Source organism: Rubrivivax albus (assembly GCF_004016515.1).
Classification (GTDB): Bacteria; Pseudomonadota; Gammaproteobacteria; order Burkholderiales; family Burkholderiaceae_C; genus Rubrivivax; species Rubrivivax albus.
Window position 1 is genome coordinate 257,416 of record NZ_SACT01000005.1, and the last position, 21,705, is coordinate 279,120.

Below are 21,705 nucleotides of genomic sequence, written 5' to 3' on the forward strand. Positions count from 1 at the left end.
TCGCGCCATGCAACCACGGCGATCCAGCGCGCTGAGAACTTCGGCCGGCACTACGCTCGGCACCTCTGACGATCGCCCATGGTTCCTGAAGAACTCGCGCTGGGAGGATTCGACCTGGATCCTTGCGCCCACCAATGCGCTCGAAGAGAGGCTGCCCGTGCGCCTGCACTGGGACTTTTCGGTCGAGGATGGCTGCAGTTTCACCGACGCGCGCCATGCCCCGCTGCTGCAAACCAGCAAGCGGCTGATCGCCCTCATACGCGGCCGCTCGCTGTACACGGGACTGCCGCTGCGGCCGAGTTCCGTCCTGAACTTCTTCCACACGCTGCGCCTGCTGGTGCGCTGGATGGACCTGGAAGGCCTCAGGCGCTTTGCCGACCTCGATCGGCCGGCGCTGCTGCAGTTCCAGCACCGGCTGTCGGTGTCTCCGACGTCCAGGCACTCGACACGCGCCGCCTCAACGGTGCAGCGGCACCTCGCCTTGTTCAACTACCTCTACCGCTGTCGCGCCGAACTCGGCGACGGTCTTTCGTTCGACCCGTTCCCGGGGAGCAACCATCACGAAGCCGCTGGCGCCCGGGAAGGACTGCGCCGGCCGTGGCCGTACACGCCGGACACTGTCTCGGTGGTGTTGCTGCAGGCCGCCGTCAAGATCGTGACGCACGACGCGGCGCATGTCCTGCAAGCCCGAGAGACCTATCGGCGCGTGATGGCGAGCGCAGCCGCGCCGCCCCACAGCTCAGCACCTGTCGGCCGGGCAACGAGGGCGCTGCGTCGGGCACGCGAGGGTACGTCGGGCGTCGAGCGGCCGGTGACGTCGGTGTCCGAACTCGTGCGGCGCATCGACATGCTCTACGCGGCGTGCTTCGTGGTCCTCTCCTACATGGTCGGTCCGCGTGTCAGCGAGATCCTCCACCTTCATGCCGGCTGCGTGCGGCGGCTGGTCGGCGATGCGGCCGGCGCACCGTGAGCGTGATCGTCGGCAGCATCTTCAAGCGCCAGCCCGGCTACGATGGCTGTCCCCATGAATGGGTCGCACCGCCCGTGGCCGTCCAGGCGATCTCGGTGCTCGAGGCGCTGTCCGAGCCGCATCGCGCCCTCACGGCTCGCCCGGAACTGTGGCTGCGCCTGCGCCGTGGCAACGGCGCGTGGGAGTGGCACGAGGTGCAGCCCGAACTGCTGGAGATCGCGTCGGCCCCGCGCGTCAGCCATCTGCTGCGGCGCTTCGGCGCCGCGCTCGGCCTGTCGCACCTCGACAAGCCCTGGAGGCTGACGACGCATCAGGGGCGCAAGACCTTCGCCAGGTTTGCCGCGCTGCGCGACCGCAGCTGCCTCTTCGCGCTGGCTCAGCATCTTGGCCACCGCGAGCGCGCGCAGACCGACCACGGTTACGTCGGCAGCGACTATCGGCTCAACCAGGAGATCGACGCCGAGATCCTCAACCAGTCCGTCGCCGCGTGGGAGCACATGCTGGCGGCGCCCGGGCTCGGCGGGCGCGCGGGCGCCGAGATCGTCGCCAAGCGCCCGCGCTTTCGGGGCAGCCGCATGAAGCAGGACCTCAGGAGCTACGCCCGCTTGCTCGTCGACGCCGGCTTGGTGCTCGGCGTGTGCGACTGGGGCTACTGCGTCTACCGCGAGGAACACAGCGCCTGCCTCGGCAACGCGACCGGGCCCAATCCAGCCCGGCGCGAGCCCTCGACCTGCGCGCGCTGCCAGAACTTCGTCGTCTCGGCGCAGCACCGGCCGTACTGGCTCGAACAGGTGCGACGCAGCGAGAGGCTTCTCAACGAACCCGCCCTGCCGCTGCAGACGTTGCGCATCGTCCGCGCGCGCATGAACGAGGCCCGTGGCCTGCTGCGCGCGCTCGGCTCGGACACAGCCGAGGAGACTGATCATGCCTAGGAAGACGCCCGTCAGCTCCGCAGAACCGCCTGCTGCCCAGCGCCTGCATGACGCCCTGGCGGAGATGGTTCGCCAGCACGGCGCCGGCCTGTCGCCGCGCGAGCTGACCGCCAAGGCGCTTTGTGAGTCGGCCGGCATCTCGCGCAACGCGCTTTACCGGTACCACCGCGACGTGCTGCTGGCGCTGCACGACGCCCAGAGCCGCCACCGCGATCGGCCCGAGGCTGCGAAGCGCGTCGCCGCCCAGTTGCGCCGGGAGAATCGCGAACTGCGCGAACACCTCGCCAAGCTGGCCGCGCTGGTCGACCACTACTTCGCGGCTTGGCAAGAGACGCGGCTGCAGCTCGAGCGGCGCGATCGGGAGTTGGCCGACCTGCGCCGGATCCACAGGCCCCAGGTGATCCCATTGCAGCGCTCACCCGGGAACCGGAGTTGACCTTGACACGGGGACAAGGTCTACGCTGCAAGCAATGGGGCAGTGGTGTCCCGTATGGAGGTCTGCGATGAACTGCGACCTCGGATCGAACCTCGTGCTCGCGCGAGGACTGTTGCGGCTCTTCAAGCTGGCCGTGATCGATGGGCACCGTGGCGTAGCCGACCAACTGCTGTGTGCCCTGGAACGACTCGCCCGAAGCGATCCGGGATGCGAACCGATTCTCGATCATGCCTACCTGTGGAGCGTCGGTGGGCACGCCGGCGCAGCGCGTCTGCGCACGCCAGGGCCCGGGCCGCAGTGATCGATGCCGCTGCGACGCCATCGGCTACGCCAGCGACACGCACCGATCCGCATCGCACCCGTCCGCCCTCAGCGCGTCGATGTCGATCACGGCGTCCGCCATCGCCGTCAGCTCGGGGGTCTGCGAGATGAAGAACTCGCGCTCGTAGCCGCCCAGGCGCAGCACTTCCCGCTTCATCGCCATGAACATGCGTTTGCGCTGCGGATCCAGTGCGCCGTCTGCTTCGTCGGTGAACAGCGTCGTGTAGCGGCGCCCGGTGTTGCGGGCAAGGTACAACGCGATCGCCCGGGTCAGGCACAGCTCCACCAAGGTCCGCTCGCCGCCGCTCATCATGCTGACGCTCTTGCTGTCGCCGGTGTCGCCGTCGTGCACGACGATGTCGAAGCCCTCCTTCTGCTCGCCCTTGGACGTTTCCAGCAAGGTGTGGATGGACACCGTGAAGCGCGGTCCGTAGCAGGCCAGCAGCAGGTCGTTCCCCAGTGCCGACAGCGCAGGCCCCGCGTCGTCGATCGCCAGCGCGATCAGCCCGTCGTTGCTCATGCAGCGCGCGAAGAGGCTCCAGTTGCCCAGTTCATCCTCGACGCGGGCGCAATGCGCGCGCAGGCGTTCGCGACGTTCATCCAGCACGCCCTCTTGCTTGGCGACCTCGTCGAGCGTCTGCGCCTCGCGCACCGCCGTGAGCATCGACTGCTCGGCTGCGGCGAGCGCTTCCCGCGCGGCGCCCAGTGCCCGCGCAGCCTGCGCGACCTGCTGCTCGTCGAAGGCGGGAGGCAGCGACCCGAGCGCTTGATCCAGGCGCGCCAGCGCCGCGCCGGAGTGCGTGGTCTGAAGATCCCGTTGTTGCCCGATCGCCGCCCGCGCTGCGGCGATCTGTTGGCGCTCCGCGCGCTCGTCGGCGGTCTCGGCGGCGGCACCGTCACCCACCTCGGGCCCCAGCGCCTGCAGCTCCCGCTCGACCTCGACCAAGGTCGCCTGCGCCTGCGCGCACGCCTGGGCCTTCGAGCACATCACGGACAAGCGGTTCACCCGCTCGCGTGCGACGGTCTCGTGGAACTCGGCCTGCGCCAGGGCCTGCGGCGCGCCGGCCAGTGCCTCGTAGCGCTGGCGTGCGTCGGTGAGCTCCCGTTTCGCCTCGGACTTCTCGCCGGCCAGCCGAGCGACCTGCGCCTGGGCGTTCGGGATCAGCGCCTGCGCCTCGCGCGCATCACCCAGCAGCTTGCAACGCCCCTGCAGGTCCGTGCCGGCGCAAGGCACCTCGCCGGTCAATCCGAACCGGCGCGCCAGTTCCTCGGCCTTCAGCACGGCCCGACCCGCGTCCCGTTCGATGCCGGCGACGCGCTGCTCTGCAAGACGTACCGCCCCCTGGCACTGCGTCAGCTGATGAACCTGCTCGCGGCACGCCTGCGTGCGTGCACTGCGCTGCGTCTGCACGCGTTGCGCCAGCGGCAGGCGCCTTTCGGCGTGCCGCACCGCGCCGGCCTCGGCAAGCACCACCAGGCATCGCTGCCGGGACTGGCCCAAGGCCCGCCGCCGCTGTCGTTCCTGCTGCAATCGGCTGGCGACCCGCTGATCGAGGCGTTCCAGCCGCTGCTGCTCGGCCTGTTCCTGAGCATCGAGCGCGCGCAGCGCCTGAGTCGCGCTTGCCAGCGCGGCTTGCCGTTCGGCCACGAGCTGTGCCCGCCGGGCATCGGTAGCCTGCGACTGCTCGCGTTCGACCACCACGCGGGCGTGCCGCGCCTGGGCGGCCTCCAGGGCGGCCTGTGCCGCCGTCTTCGCGCGCTCGGCCGCCGACACACGATCGTCGGCGCCGTCGAGTTTTCGGCGCACCGCGTCGAGGCGCTGATCCTCCGCGTCGAGCCCGGCCAGTTCCTGACGCTGGGTTGCCAGTCCCGCTTTCAGCAGGCGGACGATTTCTGCGGCCTTCTGGCCCAGTTCCTGGATCTCCTCCTGCCCGAGCAGGTCGGCCAGCAGCGTCTTGATTTCAGCGTTGCGATAGGTGCTGAGCTGCCGTTTGCCTTGTGCGGCGAACACCGAGGTGAAGAACGTCTCGGCACTGCCGCAGAGGCTCTCGACGCAGCGCGTGTACGTCTCCACCCGGCCGTCGGACTGCATACCGTCATCGAGTTGCACCGGCCGCCAGCATCCGGCATCGTCGAGCGTGTGCAGGAACGCCTCGGTGCGGCGGCGGCCGTTGAGGCGGATGACGATCTGCGACCGATAGCATCGGCCCTCGTGCGCCCAGGTCAGGTCCTTCACGCTCTCGGGCAGGTAGACGTGGTCGTAGTAGGAGAAGCCGCCCGCACCGGCCAACGCGACCCGGCTTGGCAGTCCCATGAAGGGCGTGAGGCAGTCCATGATCGTCGACTTGCCGCTGCCGTTGGCGCCGACGATGGCGATCAGGTTGGCGCCGTCCGCCAGGCGCTCGAGGTCGAGGGTGATTTCGTCGCGGCCCAGGCCGTCGCGGATGCCGCGGAAGCCTTTGAGGGTGAGTCGGAGCGGCTGCATGGGATGCCTCGGAGTTGATCTCCGATCAGGCTCTCATGGCCGACGGCGCCTTCAACGGTTGTCAGGGACGACCGTTCACGAGCTTTGCCGCAGGTGGCGATGCTCCGCGACGTTCCTTGTTCAAGTCCCGCTGAGCTCAGCCGGCGCAGCACGACAGTTGCTTCACGTCCTTGGTGAAGGTCTGCGCCGCGAGCTTCAGGGCTTCGACCATCGTCAGGTACGGGAACAACTGGTTGGCGAGGTCGTGCACGCTCATGCCGGCACGGATGGCAATGGCGGCGGTCTGGATGACCTCGCCGGCTTCGGCGGCGACCGCCTGCACGCCCAGCAGCCGGCCGGTGCCCGCTTCGGCCACGAGCTTGATGAAGCCGCGCGTGTCGAAGTTGACCAGCGCGCGCGGCACGTTGTCGAGCGTCAACGTGCGGCTGTCGGTCTCGATCCGCCCCTGGTGCGCTTCGGCCTCGCTGAGACCAACCGTCGCGATCTGCGGATCGGTGAACACGACAGCCGGCATCGCGCGCAGGTCCAGTGCTGCATTGCCGCCAGCCATGTTGATCGCCGCCCGCGTGCCTGCGGCGGCCGCGACGTACACGAACTGGGGCTGATCGGTGCAGTCGCCTGCGGCATAGATGTTCGGTGCGCTGGTGCGCATGTGGCCGTCGACCACGATGGCGCCCCGACCGTCCACCTTCACGCCGGCGCCTTCGAGGTTGAGCGCGCCCGTGTTCGGCGTGCGTCCCGTGGCCACCAGCAGCCGGTCGGCGCGCAGTACCCCGTGGTTCGTCATCACCACGAATTCGCCGCCAGCATGAGCGACGCGGCTGGCTTGCGTCTGCTCGAGCACCTCGATGCCTTCCTCGCGGAACGCGGCGGTGAGTACCTCGCCGATGGCTGGGTCCTCGCGGAAGAACAGCTTGTTGCGCGCGAGGATCGTGACCTGGCTGCCCAGGCGCGCGAAGGCCTGAGCGAGTTCCACTGCGACGACGGACGAACCGATCACAACCAGCCGCGGCGACGTCTCGCTGCTGGCCAGCGCCTCGGTCGAGGTCCAGAACGGCGTGTCTGCGAGGCCAGGGATCGCCGGCACCGCCGCGCTGGCACCGGTAGCCACCAGACAGCGGTCGAACGGCACGACCCGCTCGCCGCCGTCGCGTAGGGTCACCGTCAACGAGTGGGCATCCGTGAAGCGCGCCGTGCCGTGCACGACCGTGATGGCCGGTGTGCCCTGCAGGATGCTCTCGTACTTACCGTGGCGCAGTTCGTCCACCCGCGCCTGCTGCTGCGCGAGCAGCCGGTCGCGCAGGATGATCGGCTCGGCAGCGGAGACGCCAGCGTCGAACGGGCTGCGTCGCCGCAGGTGCGCGACGTGCGCGGCGCGGATCAAGATCTTGGACGGCACGCAGCCGACGTTGACGCAGGTGCCGCCGATCGTGCCGCGTTCGATGAGCGTGACCCGCGCACCGCGTTCGACCGCCTTGAGCGCCGCGGCCATTGCGGCGCCGCCGCTGCCGATGACGGCAACGTGCGACGCATCGCCGCCGCTGCGCTCCTTCTGGCCACTGCCAAGCCAACTGCGTGCCCTATCGAGGAATCCGTCGCGCGACGGACCGGAGGCAGCCTCGGGCACGCGAGCGCGATATCCGGCGGCGGCCACGGCCGACACGAGCTCCGCCACGGGTGTGTCAGTCGCAAGGGTGAGGCGCGCCGTTCCGTTGGGGTAGGACACTTGCGCCGAACGCACACCAGGCACCTTCTCCAGGGCCTGGCGAACGTGCGCGGCGCACGACTCGCAGGTCATGCCGCTGATCGCGAGTTCGGTCATCGGAATGCCTTTCTGGTGGAGTCGCAGCGTGAAGGCTTCAGGCGTGCTTGGGCGGGACTGCGCAGCCATCCGGACCGCAGCGCCGGTTCGCCGGCGAGACGAAGTCCCACACCGACACCGCGACCATCGTCGCGAGGCCCACGTAGAGAAGCTTCTCGGCCACGGTGAAGCTGGCGACCAGCACGATGGCGGGGCCGACCATGCCCAGCACGCTGCGGTGCCACTGGCGGTGGTTGAACCAGCCCAGCGCGTTGGCCAGCAGCGCCAGCGCCGCGAACAGCGGCAGCAGCACGGTGACGAACACGGCCTCGAACTGGCTCAAGAAGCCGAGCCCGAGTGCTGCGCCAAGGCTGGCCAGGGCCGGGAAGCAAGCCCCGCAACCCATCGCCGAGACGATGCTGCCCAGCGCTCCGGCCTTGTCCGCGACCCGCGTCATGACGCTCATATTGTCCTCCTCGATCGCTGCGGCTTCAGCGCTTGACGGTGGACGGATAGCCCGCGTTCTCGGTCGCCGCGGTCAGCTTCTGCACGTTGGCCTTGGCATCGTCGAAGGTCACGATGGCCTGGCGCTTCTCGTAGCTCACGTCGACCTTGCTCACGCCGTCGACCTTCGAGATCGCCTTCTTCACCGTGATCGGACACGCCGCGCAGGTCATGCCCGGCACGTCCAGCGTCACGGTCTGCGGCGCTGCCTGGACACCGGCCGCGCCGGACATGGCGAGGGCCGCGATCAAGATCAGCTTCTTCATGGAGCACTCCTGGTCAGTAGAACAGCGGAAGGACATAGGGGAAGGCCAGCGCGATCAGCACCAGCACGGCCACGAACCAGAAGACGGCCTTGTAGGTGGACCGCACCTGGGGGATCGCGCACACCTCGCCCGGCTTGCACTGCTGCACCGGTCGATAGATGCGACGCCACGCGAAATACATGGCGACAAGCGCAGCGCCGATGAAGAACGGGCGATAGGGCTCCAGCGCCGTTAGGTTGCCGATCCACGCGCCGCTGAAGCCCAGGGCCACCAGCACGAGCGGGCCCAGGCAGCAGGTTGACGCGAGGAACGCGGCCAGTCCGCCGGCGAAGAGCGCACCACGCCCGGTCTGCGATTCCGTCATGCACTTTCCTCGGTGTGTCGGGGACACGATGGCGTAAGCTTATTTCCGTACTCATGTACGGAGTCAAGCGGGATGGACAGCGATCAGCAGGGACTGACGATCGGGGCCGTCGCCAAGGCGGCCGGGGTCAACGTGGAGACCGTGCGCTTCTACCAGCGCCGCGCGCTGCTACCCGAGCCGGACAAGCCCTACGGCCGCATTCGGCGCTATGAGGCGAAGGACGTGGCGCGGGTGCGGTTCGTGAAGGCCGCACAGCGCCTTGGCTTCAGCCTCGACGAGGTTGCGGGCTTGCTGAAACTGGACGACGGCACGCACTGTGACGAGGCGAGACAGCTCGCCGAAGCAAAGCTCGGCGATGTGCGCAAGAAGCTGAAAGACCTGCGCCGGATCGAGTCGGCGCTGGCCGTCCTCGTCCGCGACTGCTGCTCGATGCGGGGCAAGTTGTCGTGCCCGTTGATAACCACCCTGCAGAGGCAGTGAAACAAGTGAAACGCCGCGTGTTGGACGATTGTTGACGCAGCGAATTCAACATAAGGGGTGCAGGTTGTCCATCACCGTGGACTTTCCGCGGCCGTTGGCGCCGGCGATGGCGACCAGCCCAGCACCATCGGCCAGCCGCTCCAGATCGAGGGTCAGCTCTTCCAGCCCGAGGCCGTCGCGGATGCCCCGGAAGCCCCGGAGCCTGAGTGAGAGAGGTTGCATGATGCGTCCTGTTCTGGATTGGGAATCCGAGCAGATTGCCCCTCAGACTCCCGGAATCAAGGTCTATGCGCCGAGTGATCGCTGACGATCCGGGCCCGCGCAATCGAATCGGGCGAACTGACTCACACAGACGACCAGGAGCAGACACTTGCGCCAGCGCAGGACAGCAGTCATCCGTCGAGCCTTGGCGATTCGCTTCTTGACTCAACCTTCCACGGCGGTCATGGCCGTCTTGAGGCGTCGCACGCCCCCCTCTATCGCTTCAGTGCTGAGCAGCGCATAGCCCATGACAAGTCCCGCGGGACGCGGGATCGTTGGTCGTGACCGGGCACACGTGGGCAGGTACAGCGGTCCGACGGGATACACCCGCACCCCACGCTCACGTGCCGCCTGCACCAGCGCCGACTCGGCGCTCGCCGGCAGCCCGGGAATCCACGCCAGGAGATGCAGGCCGCTGGCCGCGCCCTGGATCCGAACGCGATCCCCCATGTGCCATTCGAGCGCGTCGGTCAGTGCGCGCTGCCGGGCCTGTTGCAGCCGCCGCATGCGACGGACATGGCGGTCGTAGCTGCCGTCTTCCAGCAGCAGCGCCAACGCCCGTTGCGCGGCCGTGGCGGCGTGTCGATCGACCACGCGCTTGGCGGCCACGAAGATCTCCACCAGGCTCGGCGGCAGCACCATGTAGCCGAGCCGAAGTTGCGGCGACAGCGTCTTGGAGAAGGTGCCGACGTGGATCACGCAGCCGCGATGGTCCAGCGACAGCAGGGTCTCCTCCGGCCGCACCGAGTAGCGGTACTCGCTGTCGTAGTCGTCTTCGATGATCCACGCATGCCTCGCGGCAGCCCAGGCCAGCAAGGCGCGTCGCCGGGCCACCGTCAGGAAGGACCCAAGCGGAAACTGATGGGTGGGAGTGACGTAGGCCACGCACGCAGGACCGAGCGCAGCGAGCGCGTCGGTTTGCAGTCCATGGTCGTCGACGTCGACACCGAGCAGCTTGGCTCCGCAGGCTTCGAACGCGTGGTGCGCCATCCGGTAGCCGGGGTTCTCCACGACCACACCATCTCCGGGATCGACCAGCAGCTTGGCGCACAGGTCCAGCGCCTGCTGCGAGCCGCTGACGATCATGAGCTGGTCGGCGCTGCAGGCCACGCCCTTGGTCCGGCTCAGATGCGTCTGCAGGGCGCGGCGCAGTCCGAGGTTGCCGCGTGGGTCCTCGTACTCCAGCCGATGCACGCGTTGCCGCTCGACCGTCCGAAGCGCCTTGAGCCAGGTCTGGGTCGGGAAGTCGCCACCGGCCAGCGGGCCGTAGACGAAGTCGATTTCTGCGGGCGCCGTCGGACCGGCATCACGGATGTGCATGGCCGCGATACGGCGGCCGACCGCTGACAGCCTCCCCGCCGGCCGACCCGCGTCGCTGCGCTGCTTACGTCTGCCGGCCGTGCGATGAAGCGCGGCCGATGCGCCTGCGGCCACCCGGCTCGTGGCGCCGGGCCGCGTGTCGATAAAGCCATCGGCCGCCAGTTGCTCGTAGACCAGCGTCACAGTGCCGCGCGACAGGCCCCGCTCGGCCGCCATGGCGCGCGAAGACGGCAACGGCACGCCGGGCGCGTAGGTGCCGTCCGCGATGCGGGCTCGGATCTCCTCGTACAGCGCGCGGCTGAGTCCGCGTCGACGGTCAAGATCGGGGGGCATCAGAAAACTGGTCCAGCGAGATTGACGAGAACTGGCTATTTTCGCAAGGCCGGCTTCGGTGCACAGTGCGGGCGTCACGATGCAACAACCCAGTCGCTGAACCTGTCGGACCCGCCATGTACCTTCCCAGCCAATTTGTCGAGCCTCGTATCGAAGAACTGCACCGCATCGTTCGCGAGAACTCGCTGGGCATGATGGTGCGCAACACGGGTACCGGCATGGAAGCCGACCACCTGCCGTTCCTGCTCGACGCTGATCAAGGCGAGCACGGCACGTTGATTGCGCACGTCGCGCGCAACAACCCGGTCTGGCGCGAGATCGAGGACGGCGCCAAGGTCCTCGTCGTCTTCCGCGGCGTTCAAGGCTACATCTCGCCGAACTGGTACCCGGGCAAGCAGGAGACGCATCGCTTCGTGCCGACCTGGAACTACGAGGTGGTGCACGCGCACGGCACGATCCACATCCGCGACGACGAGAAGTTCGTCAGAGGCGTCGTCGCCCGGCTGACCCGCAAGCACGAGGCCGATCAGACCGTGCCGTGGAAGATGGGTGACGCACCCGCCGACTATCTCGCCATGCAACTTGGCAACATCGTCGGACTCGAGATCCGCCTCACCCGCCTGGAGGGCAAGCGCAAGCTGAACCAGCACCATCGGACAGAGGATCGTGAAGGCGCCATCCGGGGCCTGGAGTCGGTCGGCAAAACCGGCCTCGCGCAAGCCATGCGGGACACTGCCAAGCCGGACGCTTGAAAGGACCCACCGGTGTACAGCGCGACCTTCACCTTCGCCAAGGGCGACTACGACGACGAGTTCCATCGCCGCGACCAGGCGATCGCCGAGATCGCCAAGGCGATTCCCGGATATCTGGGCGAGGAAGCCTGGGAGAACCCGGCAACCGGACTGATCTCGACCGTGTACTACTGGCAGACGCTGGAGGCCCTGCAGCAGCTCGTCGAGCATCCACAGCACCGCGCCGCCAAGAACCTGCAGAGCCGCTGGATCCGGGGTTATCACATCACCATCGCGCAGGTGCTGCGAAGCTATGGCGATGGTGGCATTGCCCACCCTCTCGCCCACGCTTCAGGCCCGGCGTCGACCGCCGGGCAGGACTGAACGAGAAGGAAGGAGATGCGCCCATGGCGTGGCTGTTGCTCATCATCGCGGGCCTGCTCGAAGTGGGCTGGGCCATCGGCTTGAAGTACACCGAGGGCTTCACGCGACTGTGGCCGAGCGTGTTCACGATCGGGGCCATGGTGCTCAGCGTCGCGCTGCTCGGCGTGGCGATGAAGACGCTGCCGGTCGGGACGTCGTACGCGGTGTGGGTCGGTGTAGGTGCCGTCGGCACGGCGATCCTCGGCATGGTGCTGTTCGCAGAGCCGGCCACGGCCGGGCGGCTGGCGAGCCTGGGCCTCATCGTCGCCGGCATCGTCGGACTGAAGTTGGCCAGCGCCTGATGCATCCGTAAGTTTCAAGTCGCCGCCGAGAGAACAGAGCATGAACCCACACCCCACCCATCTTCACCCCAACTCCTGGCTCGTCACGGCCGGCCGCTCCTCGGAGCCTGGCGCGTCCCTGAACGTGCCGCTCGTGCCCGCGTCGAACTTCATCATCGGCGGCAAGCGAGAGTATTCGCGCGACGATGGAACGCCGACCTGGGAAGCACTGGAAGAACTCGTCGGCGGCCTGGAGTCGGGGCGGGCGGTGGCCTTCGCCTCAGGCATGGCGGCCATTGCCGCCGTCTTCGACCAACTCCACGCCGGCGCGGCGGTGGTGCTGCCCGACGACTGCTACCAGGGTGTCGCCGGTCTGGTGGCGGCCGGCGCTGAACGCGGCCGCTGGTCGGTGCGGCGCGTCGCCCTTCACGACACGCCGGGATGGGTCGACGCTTGCCGCTCGGCCGACCTCGTCTGGCTGGAGTCGCCGTCGAACCCGCTGCTGGGTGTGGCGGATCTGGAGGCGATCTGCGCCGCGCCTCGCAAGCCGGGCGCTGTGGTGGCCGTCGACAACACGTTCGCCACGCCGCTGAATCAGCGACCGCTTGACTTTGGCGCGACGGTGTCGCTGCAGTCGGCGACCAAGTTCATCGGCGGACACTCCGACCTGCTCGCCGGCGTGGCGACGACAAGCGACGAAGCGTTCTGGCACGCACTGAAGAAGTCGCGCGAACTGAGAGGCGCGACGCCAGGCACGCTGGAGTCCTTCCTGGCGGTGCGCGGCGCACGGACGATGGCGCTGCGGCTGGAGCGGTCCCAGCAGTCGGCGATGGCGTTGGCCGAGCGACTGGCTGTGCACCCGGCGGTCGAGTTGGTCCGCTATCCGGGGCTGGAGTCACACCCAACCCATGCGACGGCGAGGCGTGTGCTCAAGGGCTACGGGACGATCATTTCGTTCGATGTCCGCGGGGGCGCTGCGGCAGCCGACGCCGTATGCCGACGCACGGGTCTGATTCGGCACGCGACCAGCTTGGGAGCTGTCGAGTCGACGATGGAACGACGAGCGGCGATCCCGGGTCAGGGTCATCTGCCGCCTTCGCTGCTGCGCCTCAGTGTCGGCATCGAGGATGCGGAGGATCTGTGGCGAGATCTCGATAGTGCCTTGGCCGCGTCGATGCCATGACAGCGCTGTTCATGGCTCGCAAATGCGACTCGCCAGCGGCAACGATCGGGGCGATGGGTCACTTGACGAAGGTCTGGTTCTCCAGACACCAAGTGACTGCCTAGGGTCGTCAGCGGGTCAGGTTGGGCGCAGGCAAAGCGCCCACTTTCTGCAAACCAGCGGCCGCTTGCGCTAAGCAGCAGCTCCCGAACCTTCGTCGGGACGCGGCGCCAGGGCCTCCGCGACGATGTCCTCGGGTTCGGTCGTCGTCACCCGCTCCAGGCACTCCAGCAGCGGCGCCGCGTGGACGTCCGTCGCCGTGGCCCAGGCCCTGACCTTGTCGGTCAGGCTGACGAGCTGCGAGATGCCGGGCGCGCGGGTGCGCACCACGGGCACGATCCGCCCTTCGAGCCGGACATCGGCGGCGCCGGACAGGGCATGCTCGATGGCACCGCGGTCCACCTCGTGCCGGTCCTCGTCGGCCACGGTCCATCGGACCCGCACGCTGACGCCGGCCAGTTCCTGCGCCCGAACCGCCTCTCGCAACTGGTCCAGGTCGGGCCGGCCTTCGAACACGATGTCCAGCGTCCGTCTCGCAGGAGTCGGTTCGAGGCGACAGTCCACTCCATCCGGTCCGAGTTCCCACAGCAGGAACCCCTTGTCGCCCTGCTCACCGTGGTGGAAGCGACCGATCGACCCGGCGTAGGCGATGCACTGGCGCCGGTCGCCCTCCCCTTGCATCCAGGCCTGGTGCCGATGGATGTGGCCGAGCAAGGTGGCCTGCGCGCCGGTGCTGAACAGCGCCCCGGTGGTGAACTCGTGGTCGAACCCGGCCATCGGCACGCCGTGCTCGGTCACGCAGCCGAAGACCGTGCCATGCGACACCGCGAGCGTCGGCACGCCGGCAGCACGGGCTACGCCGTGGATGCCGGCGTAGCCCTGCAGCAGCCGGGCCAGGCGCTCGCCCTGGGCCTCAGCGGCAGCGGTGGCGCCGACCGCTGCCGCGACGGCCGCCTTGTTGATCGACGGGATGCAGGTGAACAGTGCCCTGGCGCCAGGCGGCACCTCCGCGAATCGTGGGCCTTCGGATGCGGTCCAAAGGTCGGCAGCAGACGCATCGGTCGCCGACAGGTCCCGAGACGATGCGCAGCCCATCAACGCCACCTGACCGATCCGGTCCGCGACGAAGACCCGATGGCGGCTTCCCAGCATCCTGAACACGGACAGCGTGCCGGGCGGCTCGTGCGACCACGTGCCCTGGAGCATCAGCACCGGGCAATGATCGGCCAGCCGCCGCACCTGCGCCAGCAGCCGCAACGCTGCGGGCGCATGCAGGTCCAGGGCGTGATCGGTGGCATCCCCGGAGATCACGGCAACGTCGACGGCGAGTTCGATGGCGCGGTCCACGGCCGCCGAGAAGCAGCGATCGGCCTCCTCCAGGTGGCGCGGCCCGTAGTGCAGGTCGGACAGATGCGCCACCCCCACGCGATGCGCCTGACGGGGCGAACCGTGCGCTCGCAGATGCCCATCCGGGATGCACGGCACCTCCGCACGGTGTGCACCGGTTCCGCCTGGCAGTCGTCCCGGCGCGCTCACGATGCCACCTGCTGCAGTTCGGCGTTGACCTTGTCCGCGTAGCCCTTCGGATCGTTCCGGAAGCGCTCCAGCTCGCCGAAGGCCCGCTGCCGCCCCTGCGGATTGAGCTTCCACCCGGGACCCCAGCGCGTGGCCGCATAGCTCATCCAGGTCTGCGCAGGCACGCCCATCGCGGCCAGCCGCCCGAGCACATGCTCCAGCGTGGGCGGCATGCCGTCTGCCGTGGAGTCGCTCGTAGCCACAGGTTCGTCGACGGACTCCGGCCCCTCCCCAGGCGTCGAGGAAGCGTCCTCCCGGTGCCCCTGGAGCACGCGGGCCGCAACATCGGCCTGCAGGAGCACGGTGTCCTGATCGTCCTGCTCCCGCATCAGCGTCGCCACGTCGACCGGCGCTTCCAGTTCGATGATCCACTGCGGCACCCGGACAGGCCGCCCATGGTCATCGATGTGCGCCACCTCCATCAGCCGCTTGGTCAGGTAGAACGGCGTGCCCTGGCGGTCCAGGAATCCGGCGAGCCGGCCGCCCCGCAGGAACGCCACGGTCTCGAAGGTGCGGATCGCCGCATTCATCGCGTAGAAGCTGCGCGTGTGCAGCTCGAAGGCGCTGATCGAGCGGATGCCGGGGATGAAGAACAGGAAGCGTCCGGTGAGGTTGCACTGCCGCTGCTGGTACTCCGGGCAGGACTCCGGCTGGCACAGCCCGCCGTTGTCCTCGCGCGGAATCGCCTTGCGGCCGCCGAACAGCCGCACCGTGCGGCGCCCGGTCGCGTCCACCGGCACCGGCGCGTGCGTCATGCAGTGGCGCCATCGTCCGTCGGTCGAATACTCCGACCAGAAGCGCTTGTCCTGCGCACCCCAGGTGGCCAGTTCATGCGGCATCACGCTCTGCCAGCGATCGGTCGGGAACACCACCGGGAAGCGGTAGAGGCGCCGGCCCTCGCCGCGGTCCTCGCCATGGAGGCCGAGGATCTGTGTCGCCAGTTCGGGGTTCGGGAAGTCCTGGGTCCGCACGGTGAACCACGGCACGTTGCGCGGAACGAGCGGGCTCTTGAGCTCAGGGCAGGCCTCGGCCAGCGCACGCTCGATCTGGTCGAACGACTGGCCCTGGTTCAGGCCCTGTTCGTAGATCGCCTGCGCACGCGGCACCTCGGCAGCCCGCCGCGTCAGGACCTTGATGCCCGCGCGGATCTTGCCGCCCGTGGGCAGGCGGGGCGTTCCGTTTGTACCGTTACCCAGCAGGGTCGGCAGAGCGGTGGGCCCGCCGTGCAGCACGACGGCGGGCCGGGGATCGGGGGATGGTGAAGAGGCCATCGGCGTTCCTCGGTGGGCGTCGGGGGATTCCGACGAACCATCGTCCCGCCTCGGTCTCGGATTTCAACCTCGATTGCCGCTCCGACTGACACGACCCGCAGTCCTTCGCGCGGCAGCGATATGCACCTGCTTGCGCCCCGCGAGCGGCCCTTCTCGCTCGTCGGAGCGGTCATCGGATCGGTGGCTCGTGCCGTTCCGGCCCGGGTCCTTCACTCGGGTCGTTGGCGCAGCAGCCGCAGCCCGTTGACGACGACCAGCAGGCTCGCCCCCATGTCGGCAAACACCGCCATCCACATGGTCGCGCTGCCGAACACGGCCAGCACGAGGAACACCGCCTTGATGCCCAGCGCCAACGCGATGTTCTGCCAGAGCACCGCGTGGGTCGACCGGGAGAGTCGGACCGTCTCCGCGATGCGCCGCAGGTCGTCGTTCATCACCACGACGTCGGCCGCTTCCATCGCCGTGTCGGTGCCGGCGGCGCCCATCGCAACCCCGATGTCGGCCTGCGCCAGCGCCGGCGCGTCGTTGATGCCGTCGCCGGTCATCGCCGTCGGGCCCATCTCGCGCTGCAGCGCCTTGATCGCCTCGAGCTTGTGCTCCGGCAGCAGGTTGCCGCGCGCCTGCTCGATGCCGGCTTCGTGGGCGACGGCGCTGGCGGTGGCCTGGTTGTCACCGGTCAGCATCACCGGCGTGATGCCCAGCGCCCGCAGCGACGCCACGGCTTCGCGCGACGAGGGCTTGATGGTGTCGGCGACGGCGAACAGCGCGATGACCTGCTCGGGCGTGGCAAGCAGCGTGACCGTGCGGCCCGCCTCTTCGTGCCGCTTCAGCTGCGCCTCCAGCGCCGGGGAACACTGGCCGCGCTCCTCGATCAGCCGGTGGTTGCCCAGGACGTAGGTCACACCATCGACCTCCGCCTGTACCCCGCGACCTGACTGTGCCGTGAAGTTCCAAGCCTCGACGCTGTTGGGCTTGAGCCCCGCCGCGATGGCCTTGGAGACCGGGTGGTCGGAGTGGCTGGCGAGCACGACCGCGATGTGCTCGGCCACTGCCGGATCCGTGCCGGCGTCCACCACGCTCCAGTCCACCAGCCGCGGCTTGCCCTCGGTGATGGTGCCGGTCTTGTCCAAGGCGATGGCCTTGAGCTTGCGGGCTTCCTCGAGGTAGATGCCGCCCTTGATGAGGATGCCGCGCCGCGCGGCGGCCGCGAGGCCGCTGACGATGGTCACCGGCGTGGAGATCACCAGCGCACACGGGCAGGCGATGACGAGCAGCACGAGCGTCTTGTAGACCGCCTGCAGCCAGGTCCAGCCAAGCATCCACGGGCCGAGCAGCGCCACCGCCAGCGCGATGACGAAGACGGCCGGCGTGTAGACGGCCGCGAATCGGTCGACGAAGCCCTGCGTCGGCGCGCGCGTGGCCTGGGCTTCCTCGACGGCATGGATGATCCGGGCGAGGGTCGAACTGGAGGCGGCTGCGGTGACCTCGAACTCGAAGGTGCCCGACTCGTTGATGGTCCCCGCGAAGACGGGATCGCCTGCGCCCTTGTCGACCGGGATGCTCTCGCCCGTCACCGGCGCCTGGTTGATGCTGGTCTGGCCGGAACGGACAACGCCGTCCATCGGCACGCGCTCGCCCGGCTTCACCCGCAGCAGCGCACCCACGGCCACCTCGCCCACCGGCTGCGTGGCCCAGCTGCCGTCGGGCTGCCGGACCGAAGCCTCTTCGGGCGCCAGCGCGAGCAGACCCTTGATCGCGTTGCGCGCCCGGTCGACCGCACGCGCCTCGATGGCCTCGGCGATGGCGTACAGCGCCATCACCATCGCGGCTTCGGGCCACTGGCCGATGACGAAGGCGCCCGTCACCGCCACCGTCATCAGCGCGTTGATGTTGAGCCGGCCGCGGCGCAGCGCCGCCAGACCCTTCTTGTAGACGTCGAAGCCGGCCAGCCAGATGGCGACGGCGGCCACGGCCAGGCCGGCGCCCCGCCACACCAGCGTCTCCGGCGCGAAGTAGCCGACGAGCTCGGCACCGATGGCCAGCAGCAGCGCGCCGGCGAGCCTGGGCCACGCACCTTGCTGATCGTCGTGGTCGTGGCCGCGGTGGTGGTCATGGCCCGGCGCATGCGCTTGCACTTCCGAAGCGCCTTGGACCGCCTGCGGGTCGAACCCGGCCCGTCGGATCGCTTCGAGCGCCTGCGGCATCACCGCCTCGTCGGCATCGATCGTCAGCTGACGCCGGCCCAGCTGGAACCGCAGGCCACGGATGCCTTGGATGGGTTCGAGCGCCCGTCGGATCTCGGATTCCTCGGCCGCGCAGTCCATGCTGGCGATGCGAAAGCTGCGCCCGCGCGGGGGCGAAGCGTCTCCCGGCACAGCAGGGGCTGATGTACAACAGGCGCCGCAACCGGCTTCGTTGCTGGCCACGGCAACGCCGTGCCCAGGGGATGTGTGGCTCATGACAGGTGTGGCCCTTGAACGATGCCTGCATTTCAAACCCTGAAGCCGGTATAGAGTCAAGCTCCTGCGCTTGCGGAATCGGACGAGGGCTTGCCATGAAGATCGGCGAACTGGCGGAGGCCACCGGCACACCGGTGGAGACCATCCGCTTCTACGAGCGCGAAGGCCTGCTGCCGCCGCCCGCGAGGGCCGACAACAACTACCGGGTCTACCTGCCGGCACACGTCGAGCGGCTGGCGTTCATCCGCCAGTGCCGCAACCTCGACATGGCACTGGACGAGGTCCGCGCCCTGATAGTGCTGCGCGAGTCGCCTTCCCGGGACTGCGGGGAGGTCAACGCGCTGCTGGATGCGCATATCGGCCATGTCACCCAGCGCATCCGCGAACTGCGCGCGCTCGAGAAGGATCTGAAGGCACTGCGTGCACGCTGCAGCGCGCCGCACACCGTGTCGGAGTGCGGCATCCTGGGCGGCCTCGATCGCGCCGCCACGGCCAGGCCGGCGCCGCCGGGGAAGCGGCGCCACGTGCACGGGGCGCACTGAGCGGCGCGGACGCCGCGCGCTGCGCCCCCGCTTCCGGGCAGCCACCCGGCTGCTTGACTCTGAACTGGCTTCAGGGTCTTCAATGGCGGCACGCCAACCGAACTGCCCCGCTGCCATGTCCGACGCCCTCTCCCCGCTCCTGCGGCCCACGCGCCTCCTCGACCACCAGGCCCCTGCGCTCGAAGCCCTCGTGGCTGCACGCGGCTGGCGCGAGCTGCCGCTGCACGATCGGATCGGCGCGATCTACGACTTCGTGCGCAACGAGATCGCCTTCGGCTACAACGAGGGCGACGAGATGCCCGCCTCGCGCGTGCTGGCCGACGGCATCGGCCAGTGCAACACCAAGAGCGCGCTGCTGATGGCGCTGCTCCGTGCCGCCGGAGTGCCGTGCCGCTTCCACGGCTTCACGATCGACAAGGCGCTGCAGCGCGGCGCGATCACGGGCCTGGCGTATCGCCTGGCGCCCCGACGCATCATCCACAGCTGGGTCGAGGTGTGGTTCGAGGGTCGGTGGGTGAACCTCGAAGGCTTCATCCTCGATGCCGACTACCTGGGCAGCCTGCAGCGCCGCTTCCCCGGCGCCAAGCGCTTCTGCGGCTACGGGGCCGCCACGCCGGACCTCTCGGCCCCGCCCGTGGAGTGGCGCGGGCAAGACACCTTCATCCAGAAGGATGGCATCGTCGACGACTTCGGCACCTTCGACGATCCCGACGCCTTCTACGCGCGACACGGCTCCAACCTCGGCGGCCTGAAGCGCTGGCTGTTCGTGCATGCCGTGCGGCACTGGATGAACGACACCGTGGCACGCGTGCGCGCTGGCCGCTGGTGACCTGCGTCACGACAGACCACGGCCCTGTCCCGTTACCGTCAACCCTGTAGCCGCTACACTCCGCCCCCATGCGTCGTTGGCTCGCGATCGTGCTGCTGGTCCTGCTGCCGCTCCAGTTCTCCTGGGCGGCGGTGGCCGACTACTGCATGCACGAGTCGGGCGCTTCGGCAGACCATGTCGGCCATCACGACCATGCCGATCACCAGCATGGGGCCAGCGCCAGCGACAAGGCCAAGTCCGACGGCTCGGCGTCGACCGCGGCCGACTTCGACTGCGGCCATTGCCATGGCCATTGCGCCGGCATGCTGGACGTTCCCGCCGGCCTGAAGACGTACGCCGTGGGCAGTGCGCCGCCGGGGCTGGCCGAGGCACCCAGTGCCGAGCACCTGCCGGCCCAGCCCGAACGCCCCCAGTGGGCGTGCCTCGCCTGATCGGCGAGGCGGGCTTCTCCCCTTTCTGAACCCCGTCCGCGCCTGAGCGCGCTGCCCCGACGCACCGGGCGCAGTTCCGCTCGGGTCGGCGCGACCGCCTGGTCGCCGCTCGCCGGTCTCCCGTGTCCTTCCCACAGCACTGGAGCATCGGATGCATCCGAGAACACGAACACATCGACAGACCCGCCAGGCCTCCCGGCTTGGCGGCTTGGCAGCGGCGCTCGTCGCCGCTTGGCTGCAGTTCGCGCCCGGCGCTGCCGCGGCGCAGACGACGGCCGCGCAGAGCCTCAAGGACCTCTTCGAAGCCGCCTGGGCGCGCCAGCCCGAATCGATCGCCCTCCAGGCGCGCCGCGACGCCGTGCAAGCCCAACGGCGGGCCGCCGAGGCCTGGACGCCGGAGCCACCGGCACTCGAAGCCAGCCACAAGACCGACCGCCTCACGCGCAACGACGGCGCGCGGGAGCTCGAGGTCGGCGTCGCGGTACCGCTGTGGCTGCCCGGCGAGCGACGCCACACCAGCGCACTCGCCGATGCCGAGGCCGCCGCCCTCGACAGCCGGGCCGAGGCCGCGCGTCTGCGCCTGGCCGCCTCGGTGCGCGAGGCCTGGTGGCACTGGCAGCGCGCCGGCGTCGAAGCCGAGATCGCCCGCGCGCAACTCGACAGCGCCCGCCGCCTCGCGGCCGACGTGGCGCGCCGCGCGAAGGCCGGTGAACTGGCACGGGCCGACCAGCACCAGGCCGACGGCGCCGTGGCCGCGGCCGAAGCCGCCGTGGCGCAGGCCGAGGCCGGGACGACGGTGGCCCTGCAGCAGCTCAAGTCGCTGGCGGGTGGCACCTGGGCGCCCGTGGCCACCGCGAGCGCCGTGGCCGAGCCCGAGCCCCCGGCCGCCGCCGAGCCACCGCCGCATCCTGCGCTGGCCGAACTGAGGGACCGGGCGACCGTCGCGGAGCGCGCCGCGGCCTTGGCCTCGACGCAATCGCGCGCCAATCCGGAGCTGACGCTCGCGACGACACGCGACCGCGGCGCGAGCGGCGAACGCTACGGCCAGACGGTCACGCTGGCCGTGCGCATCCCGTTCGGCGCCGGGCCCCGGCACGACGCCCGCGTGGCCAGCGCCCGCGCCGATGCGGCCGAAGCGCAGGCGCAGCTGGCGCTGGACCGCGCGCGGCTGGAGTCGGAACGCGAGGCTGCCACGGCGCGCGTGCAGGCGGCACGCAGCCAACTCGCCGCTGCGGAGCGCCGCGCCACCCTGGCGCGCGAGACGCGCGGCTTCTTCGAGAAGTCCTTCCGCCTCGGCGAGACCGACCTGCCGACCCGCCTGCGCATCGACGCGGAGGCCACCGAGGCCGAGCGCCAGGCTGCGCGCGGCCGCATCGAACTGGCCGCCGCGATCTCGGCCTGGCGCCAGGCGCTGGGGCTGCTGCCGCAGTGAGCCCCACCGACACCCTCTTCATTCAGATCCCCACCA

Annotated in this window: 22 protein-coding genes and 1 pseudogene; 13 read left to right on the plus strand and 10 right to left on the minus strand. The window is 69.5% G+C overall.

Translation table 11 applies throughout. The features are described 5' to 3' along the window. Positions 1-7 precede the first annotated feature (7 nt). The 4 genes from ENE75_RS16285 to ENE75_RS16300 all read left to right on the plus strand — a co-directional run bounded on the left by ENE75_RS16285 (position 8) and on the right by ENE75_RS16300 (position 2,639). Entirely contained in the window at positions 8-970 is a 963-nt protein-coding gene (locus ENE75_RS16285) for a site-specific integrase (protein ID WP_128199376.1), read from the plus strand. After that, positions 967-1,902 carry a hypothetical protein gene (locus tag ENE75_RS16290; protein ID WP_128199377.1) on the plus strand — a complete coding sequence of 312 codons (936 nt, stop codon included), beginning with the start codon at positions 967-969 and terminating at the stop codon, positions 1,900-1,902. The genes ENE75_RS16285 and ENE75_RS16290 overlap by 4 nt, the downstream gene beginning before the upstream one ends. Then, positions 1,895-2,338, plus strand: coding sequence for a hypothetical protein (locus ENE75_RS16295; RefSeq protein ID WP_112190001.1), 444 nt, complete (start codon positions 1,895-1,897; stop codon positions 2,336-2,338). Before ENE75_RS16290 ends, ENE75_RS16295 begins: the two co-directional genes overlap by 8 nt. A 67-nt stretch (positions 2,339-2,405) precedes the next feature. After that, positions 2,406-2,639 (plus strand): hypothetical protein, encoded by a 234-nt coding sequence (locus tag ENE75_RS16300; RefSeq protein WP_127997788.1) that lies wholly within the window; start codon positions 2,406-2,408, stop codon positions 2,637-2,639. 24 nt (positions 2,640-2,663) lie between these two features. Here the strand turns inward: ENE75_RS16300 and ENE75_RS16305 are convergent, their stop codons facing one another. The 5 genes from ENE75_RS16305 to merT all read right to left on the minus strand — a co-directional run bounded on the left by ENE75_RS16305 (position 2,664) and on the right by merT (position 8,079). Continuing rightward, positions 2,664-5,144, minus strand: coding sequence for an AAA family ATPase (locus ENE75_RS16305; protein WP_112190002.1), 2,481 nt, complete (start codon positions 5,142-5,144; stop codon positions 2,664-2,666). Positions 5,145-5,280: 136 nt separating this feature from the next. Continuing rightward, positions 5,281-6,966 carry a mercury(II) reductase gene (gene merA / locus ENE75_RS16310; protein ID WP_112190003.1) on the minus strand — a complete coding sequence of 562 codons (1,686 nt, stop codon included), beginning with the start codon at positions 6,964-6,966 and terminating at the stop codon, positions 5,281-5,283. 37 nt (positions 6,967-7,003) lie between these two features. After that, positions 7,004-7,411 (minus strand): organomercurial transporter MerC, encoded by a 408-nt coding sequence (gene merC, locus ENE75_RS16315; protein WP_112190004.1) that lies wholly within the window; start codon positions 7,409-7,411, stop codon positions 7,004-7,006. Between the two features lie 25 nt (positions 7,412-7,436). Beyond that, a complete protein-coding gene (merP, locus tag ENE75_RS16320) occupies positions 7,437-7,715 on the minus strand; it encodes a mercury resistance system periplasmic binding protein MerP (protein ID WP_112190005.1) in 279 nt (92 codons plus the stop codon). 13 nt (positions 7,716-7,728) lie between these two features. Continuing rightward, entirely contained in the window at positions 7,729-8,079 is a 351-nt protein-coding gene (merT, locus tag ENE75_RS16325) for a mercuric ion transporter MerT (protein ID WP_112190006.1), read from the minus strand. Positions 8,080-8,151: 72 nt separating this feature from the next. Between merT and merR the strand changes: the two genes are divergently transcribed. Beyond that, positions 8,152-8,559: a mercury resistance transcriptional regulator MerR gene (gene merR, locus ENE75_RS16330; RefSeq protein ID WP_112190007.1), complete on the plus strand. Its 408-nt coding sequence runs from the start codon at positions 8,152-8,154 to the stop codon at positions 8,557-8,559. Positions 8,560-8,613: 54 nt separating this feature from the next. On the opposite strand, the pseudogene ENE75_RS16335 reads toward merR, so the two are convergent. Both ENE75_RS16335 and pdxR read right to left on the minus strand, forming a co-directional pair. Continuing rightward, a pseudogene (locus ENE75_RS16335) lies at positions 8,614-8,781 on the minus strand (AAA family ATPase); the annotation flags it as partial. Positions 8,782-8,985: 204 nt separating this feature from the next. Beyond that, positions 8,986-10,473, minus strand: coding sequence for a MocR-like pyridoxine biosynthesis transcription factor PdxR (pdxR, locus tag ENE75_RS16340; protein ID WP_128199379.1), 1,488 nt, complete (start codon positions 10,471-10,473; stop codon positions 8,986-8,988). Positions 10,474-10,589: 116 nt separating this feature from the next. On the opposite strand from pdxR, the gene ENE75_RS16345 reads away from it, so the two are divergent. Genes ENE75_RS16345 through ENE75_RS16360 form a run of 4 tightly spaced genes read left to right on the plus strand, consistent with a single transcriptional unit; the run spans position 10,590 to position 13,091 of the window. After that, complete coding sequence (locus ENE75_RS16345) at positions 10,590-11,225, plus strand: FMN-binding negative transcriptional regulator (protein ID WP_128199380.1); 636 nt, start codon at positions 10,590-10,592, stop codon at positions 11,223-11,225. Positions 11,226-11,237: 12 nt separating this feature from the next. After that, positions 11,238-11,588: an antibiotic biosynthesis monooxygenase family protein gene (locus tag ENE75_RS16350; RefSeq protein WP_128199381.1), complete on the plus strand. Its 351-nt coding sequence runs from the start codon at positions 11,238-11,240 to the stop codon at positions 11,586-11,588. A 23-nt stretch (positions 11,589-11,611) separates the two neighbouring features. After that, a complete protein-coding gene (gene sugE, locus ENE75_RS16355) occupies positions 11,612-11,929 on the plus strand; it encodes a quaternary ammonium compound efflux SMR transporter SugE (RefSeq protein WP_128199382.1) in 318 nt (105 codons plus the stop codon). A gap of 40 nt (positions 11,930-11,969) precedes the next feature. Further along, complete coding sequence (locus ENE75_RS16360) at positions 11,970-13,091, plus strand: trans-sulfuration enzyme family protein (RefSeq protein WP_128199383.1); 1,122 nt, start codon at positions 11,970-11,972, stop codon at positions 13,089-13,091. 171 nt (positions 13,092-13,262) lie between these two features. Here the strand turns inward: ENE75_RS16360 and ENE75_RS16365 are convergent, their stop codons facing one another. The 3 genes from ENE75_RS16365 to ENE75_RS16375 form a co-directional block, all read right to left on the minus strand. Beyond that, the gene (locus ENE75_RS16365; RefSeq protein ID WP_128199384.1) at positions 13,263-14,666 is read right to left on the minus strand and encodes a metallophosphoesterase family protein; all 1,404 of its coding nucleotides are present in this window, start codon (positions 14,664-14,666) and stop codon (positions 13,263-13,265) included. Further along, on the minus strand, positions 14,663-15,976 hold the full coding sequence (locus ENE75_RS16370; RefSeq protein ID WP_128199385.1) for a recombination directionality factor: 1,314 nt from the start codon (positions 15,974-15,976) through the stop codon (positions 14,663-14,665). Before ENE75_RS16370 ends, ENE75_RS16365 begins: the two co-directional genes overlap by 4 nt. Before the next feature lie 209 nt (positions 15,977-16,185). After that, positions 16,186-18,435: a heavy metal translocating P-type ATPase gene (locus ENE75_RS16375; RefSeq protein WP_128199386.1), complete on the minus strand. Its 2,250-nt coding sequence runs from the start codon at positions 18,433-18,435 to the stop codon at positions 16,186-16,188. 95 nt (positions 18,436-18,530) lie between these two features. On the opposite strand from ENE75_RS16375, the gene cadR reads away from it, so the two are divergent. The 4 genes from cadR (at position 18,531) to ENE75_RS16395 (ending at position 21,669) form a co-directional block, all read left to right on the plus strand. Then, on the plus strand, positions 18,531-18,977 hold the full coding sequence (cadR, locus tag ENE75_RS16380; protein ID WP_128199387.1) for a Cd(II)/Pb(II)-responsive transcriptional regulator: 447 nt from the start codon (positions 18,531-18,533) through the stop codon (positions 18,975-18,977). A gap of 115 nt (positions 18,978-19,092) precedes the next feature. Next, complete coding sequence (locus ENE75_RS16385) at positions 19,093-19,806, plus strand: transglutaminase-like domain-containing protein (protein ID WP_128199388.1); 714 nt, start codon at positions 19,093-19,095, stop codon at positions 19,804-19,806. Between the two features lie 68 nt (positions 19,807-19,874). Next, positions 19,875-20,237, plus strand: coding sequence for a DUF2946 family protein (locus tag ENE75_RS16390; protein WP_128199389.1), 363 nt, complete (start codon positions 19,875-19,877; stop codon positions 20,235-20,237). A 208-nt stretch (positions 20,238-20,445) separates the two neighbouring features. Beyond that, the gene (locus ENE75_RS16395; protein ID WP_233259125.1) at positions 20,446-21,669 is read left to right on the plus strand and encodes a TolC family protein; all 1,224 of its coding nucleotides are present in this window, start codon (positions 20,446-20,448) and stop codon (positions 21,667-21,669) included. Positions 21,670-21,705 lie beyond the last annotated feature (36 nt).

Bases quoted from the DNA above. Each gene is read 5' to 3' on its own strand.
- merC (WP_112190004.1), bottom strand. From the start codon at position 7,411: ATGAGCGTCATGACGCGGGTCGCGGACAAGGCCGGAGCGCTGGGCAGC.
- ENE75_RS16360 (WP_128199383.1), top strand. From the start codon at position 11,970: ATGAACCCACACCCCACCCATCTTCACCCCAACTCCTGGCTCGTCACG.
- ENE75_RS16345 (WP_128199380.1), top strand. From the start codon at position 10,590: ATGTACCTTCCCAGCCAATTTGTCGAGCCTCGTATCGAAGAACTGCAC.
- ENE75_RS16375 (WP_128199386.1), bottom strand. From the start codon at position 18,435: ATGAGCCACACATCCCCTGGGCACGGCGTTGCCGTGGCCAGCAACGAA.
- ENE75_RS16390 (WP_128199389.1), top strand. From the start codon at position 19,875: ATGCGTCGTTGGCTCGCGATCGTGCTGCTGGTCCTGCTGCCGCTCCAG.
- ENE75_RS16370 (WP_128199385.1), bottom strand. From the start codon at position 15,976: ATGGCCTCTTCACCATCCCCCGATCCCCGGCCCGCCGTCGTGCTGCAC.
- merA (WP_112190003.1), bottom strand. From the start codon at position 6,966: ATGACCGAACTCGCGATCAGCGGCATGACCTGCGAGTCGTGCGCCGCG.
- merP (WP_112190005.1), bottom strand. From the start codon at position 7,715: ATGAAGAAGCTGATCTTGATCGCGGCCCTCGCCATGTCCGGCGCGGCC.
- cadR (WP_128199387.1), top strand. From the start codon at position 18,531: ATGAAGATCGGCGAACTGGCGGAGGCCACCGGCACACCGGTGGAGACC.
- ENE75_RS16300 (WP_127997788.1), top strand. From the start codon at position 2,406: ATGAACTGCGACCTCGGATCGAACCTCGTGCTCGCGCGAGGACTGTTG.
- ENE75_RS16285 (WP_128199376.1), top strand. From the start codon at position 8: ATGCAACCACGGCGATCCAGCGCGCTGAGAACTTCGGCCGGCACTACG.
- sugE (WP_128199382.1), top strand. From the start codon at position 11,612: ATGGCGTGGCTGTTGCTCATCATCGCGGGCCTGCTCGAAGTGGGCTGG.
- pdxR (WP_128199379.1), bottom strand. From the start codon at position 10,473: ATGCCCCCCGATCTTGACCGTCGACGCGGACTCAGCCGCGCGCTGTAC.
- merR (WP_112190007.1), top strand. From the start codon at position 8,152: ATGGACAGCGATCAGCAGGGACTGACGATCGGGGCCGTCGCCAAGGCG.
- ENE75_RS16385 (WP_128199388.1), top strand. From the start codon at position 19,093: ATGTCCGACGCCCTCTCCCCGCTCCTGCGGCCCACGCGCCTCCTCGAC.
- ENE75_RS16305 (WP_112190002.1), bottom strand. From the start codon at position 5,144: ATGCAGCCGCTCCGACTCACCCTCAAAGGCTTCCGCGGCATCCGCGAC.
- merT (WP_112190006.1), bottom strand. From the start codon at position 8,079: ATGACGGAATCGCAGACCGGGCGTGGTGCGCTCTTCGCCGGCGGACTG.
- ENE75_RS16295 (WP_112190001.1), top strand. From the start codon at position 1,895: ATGCCTAGGAAGACGCCCGTCAGCTCCGCAGAACCGCCTGCTGCCCAG.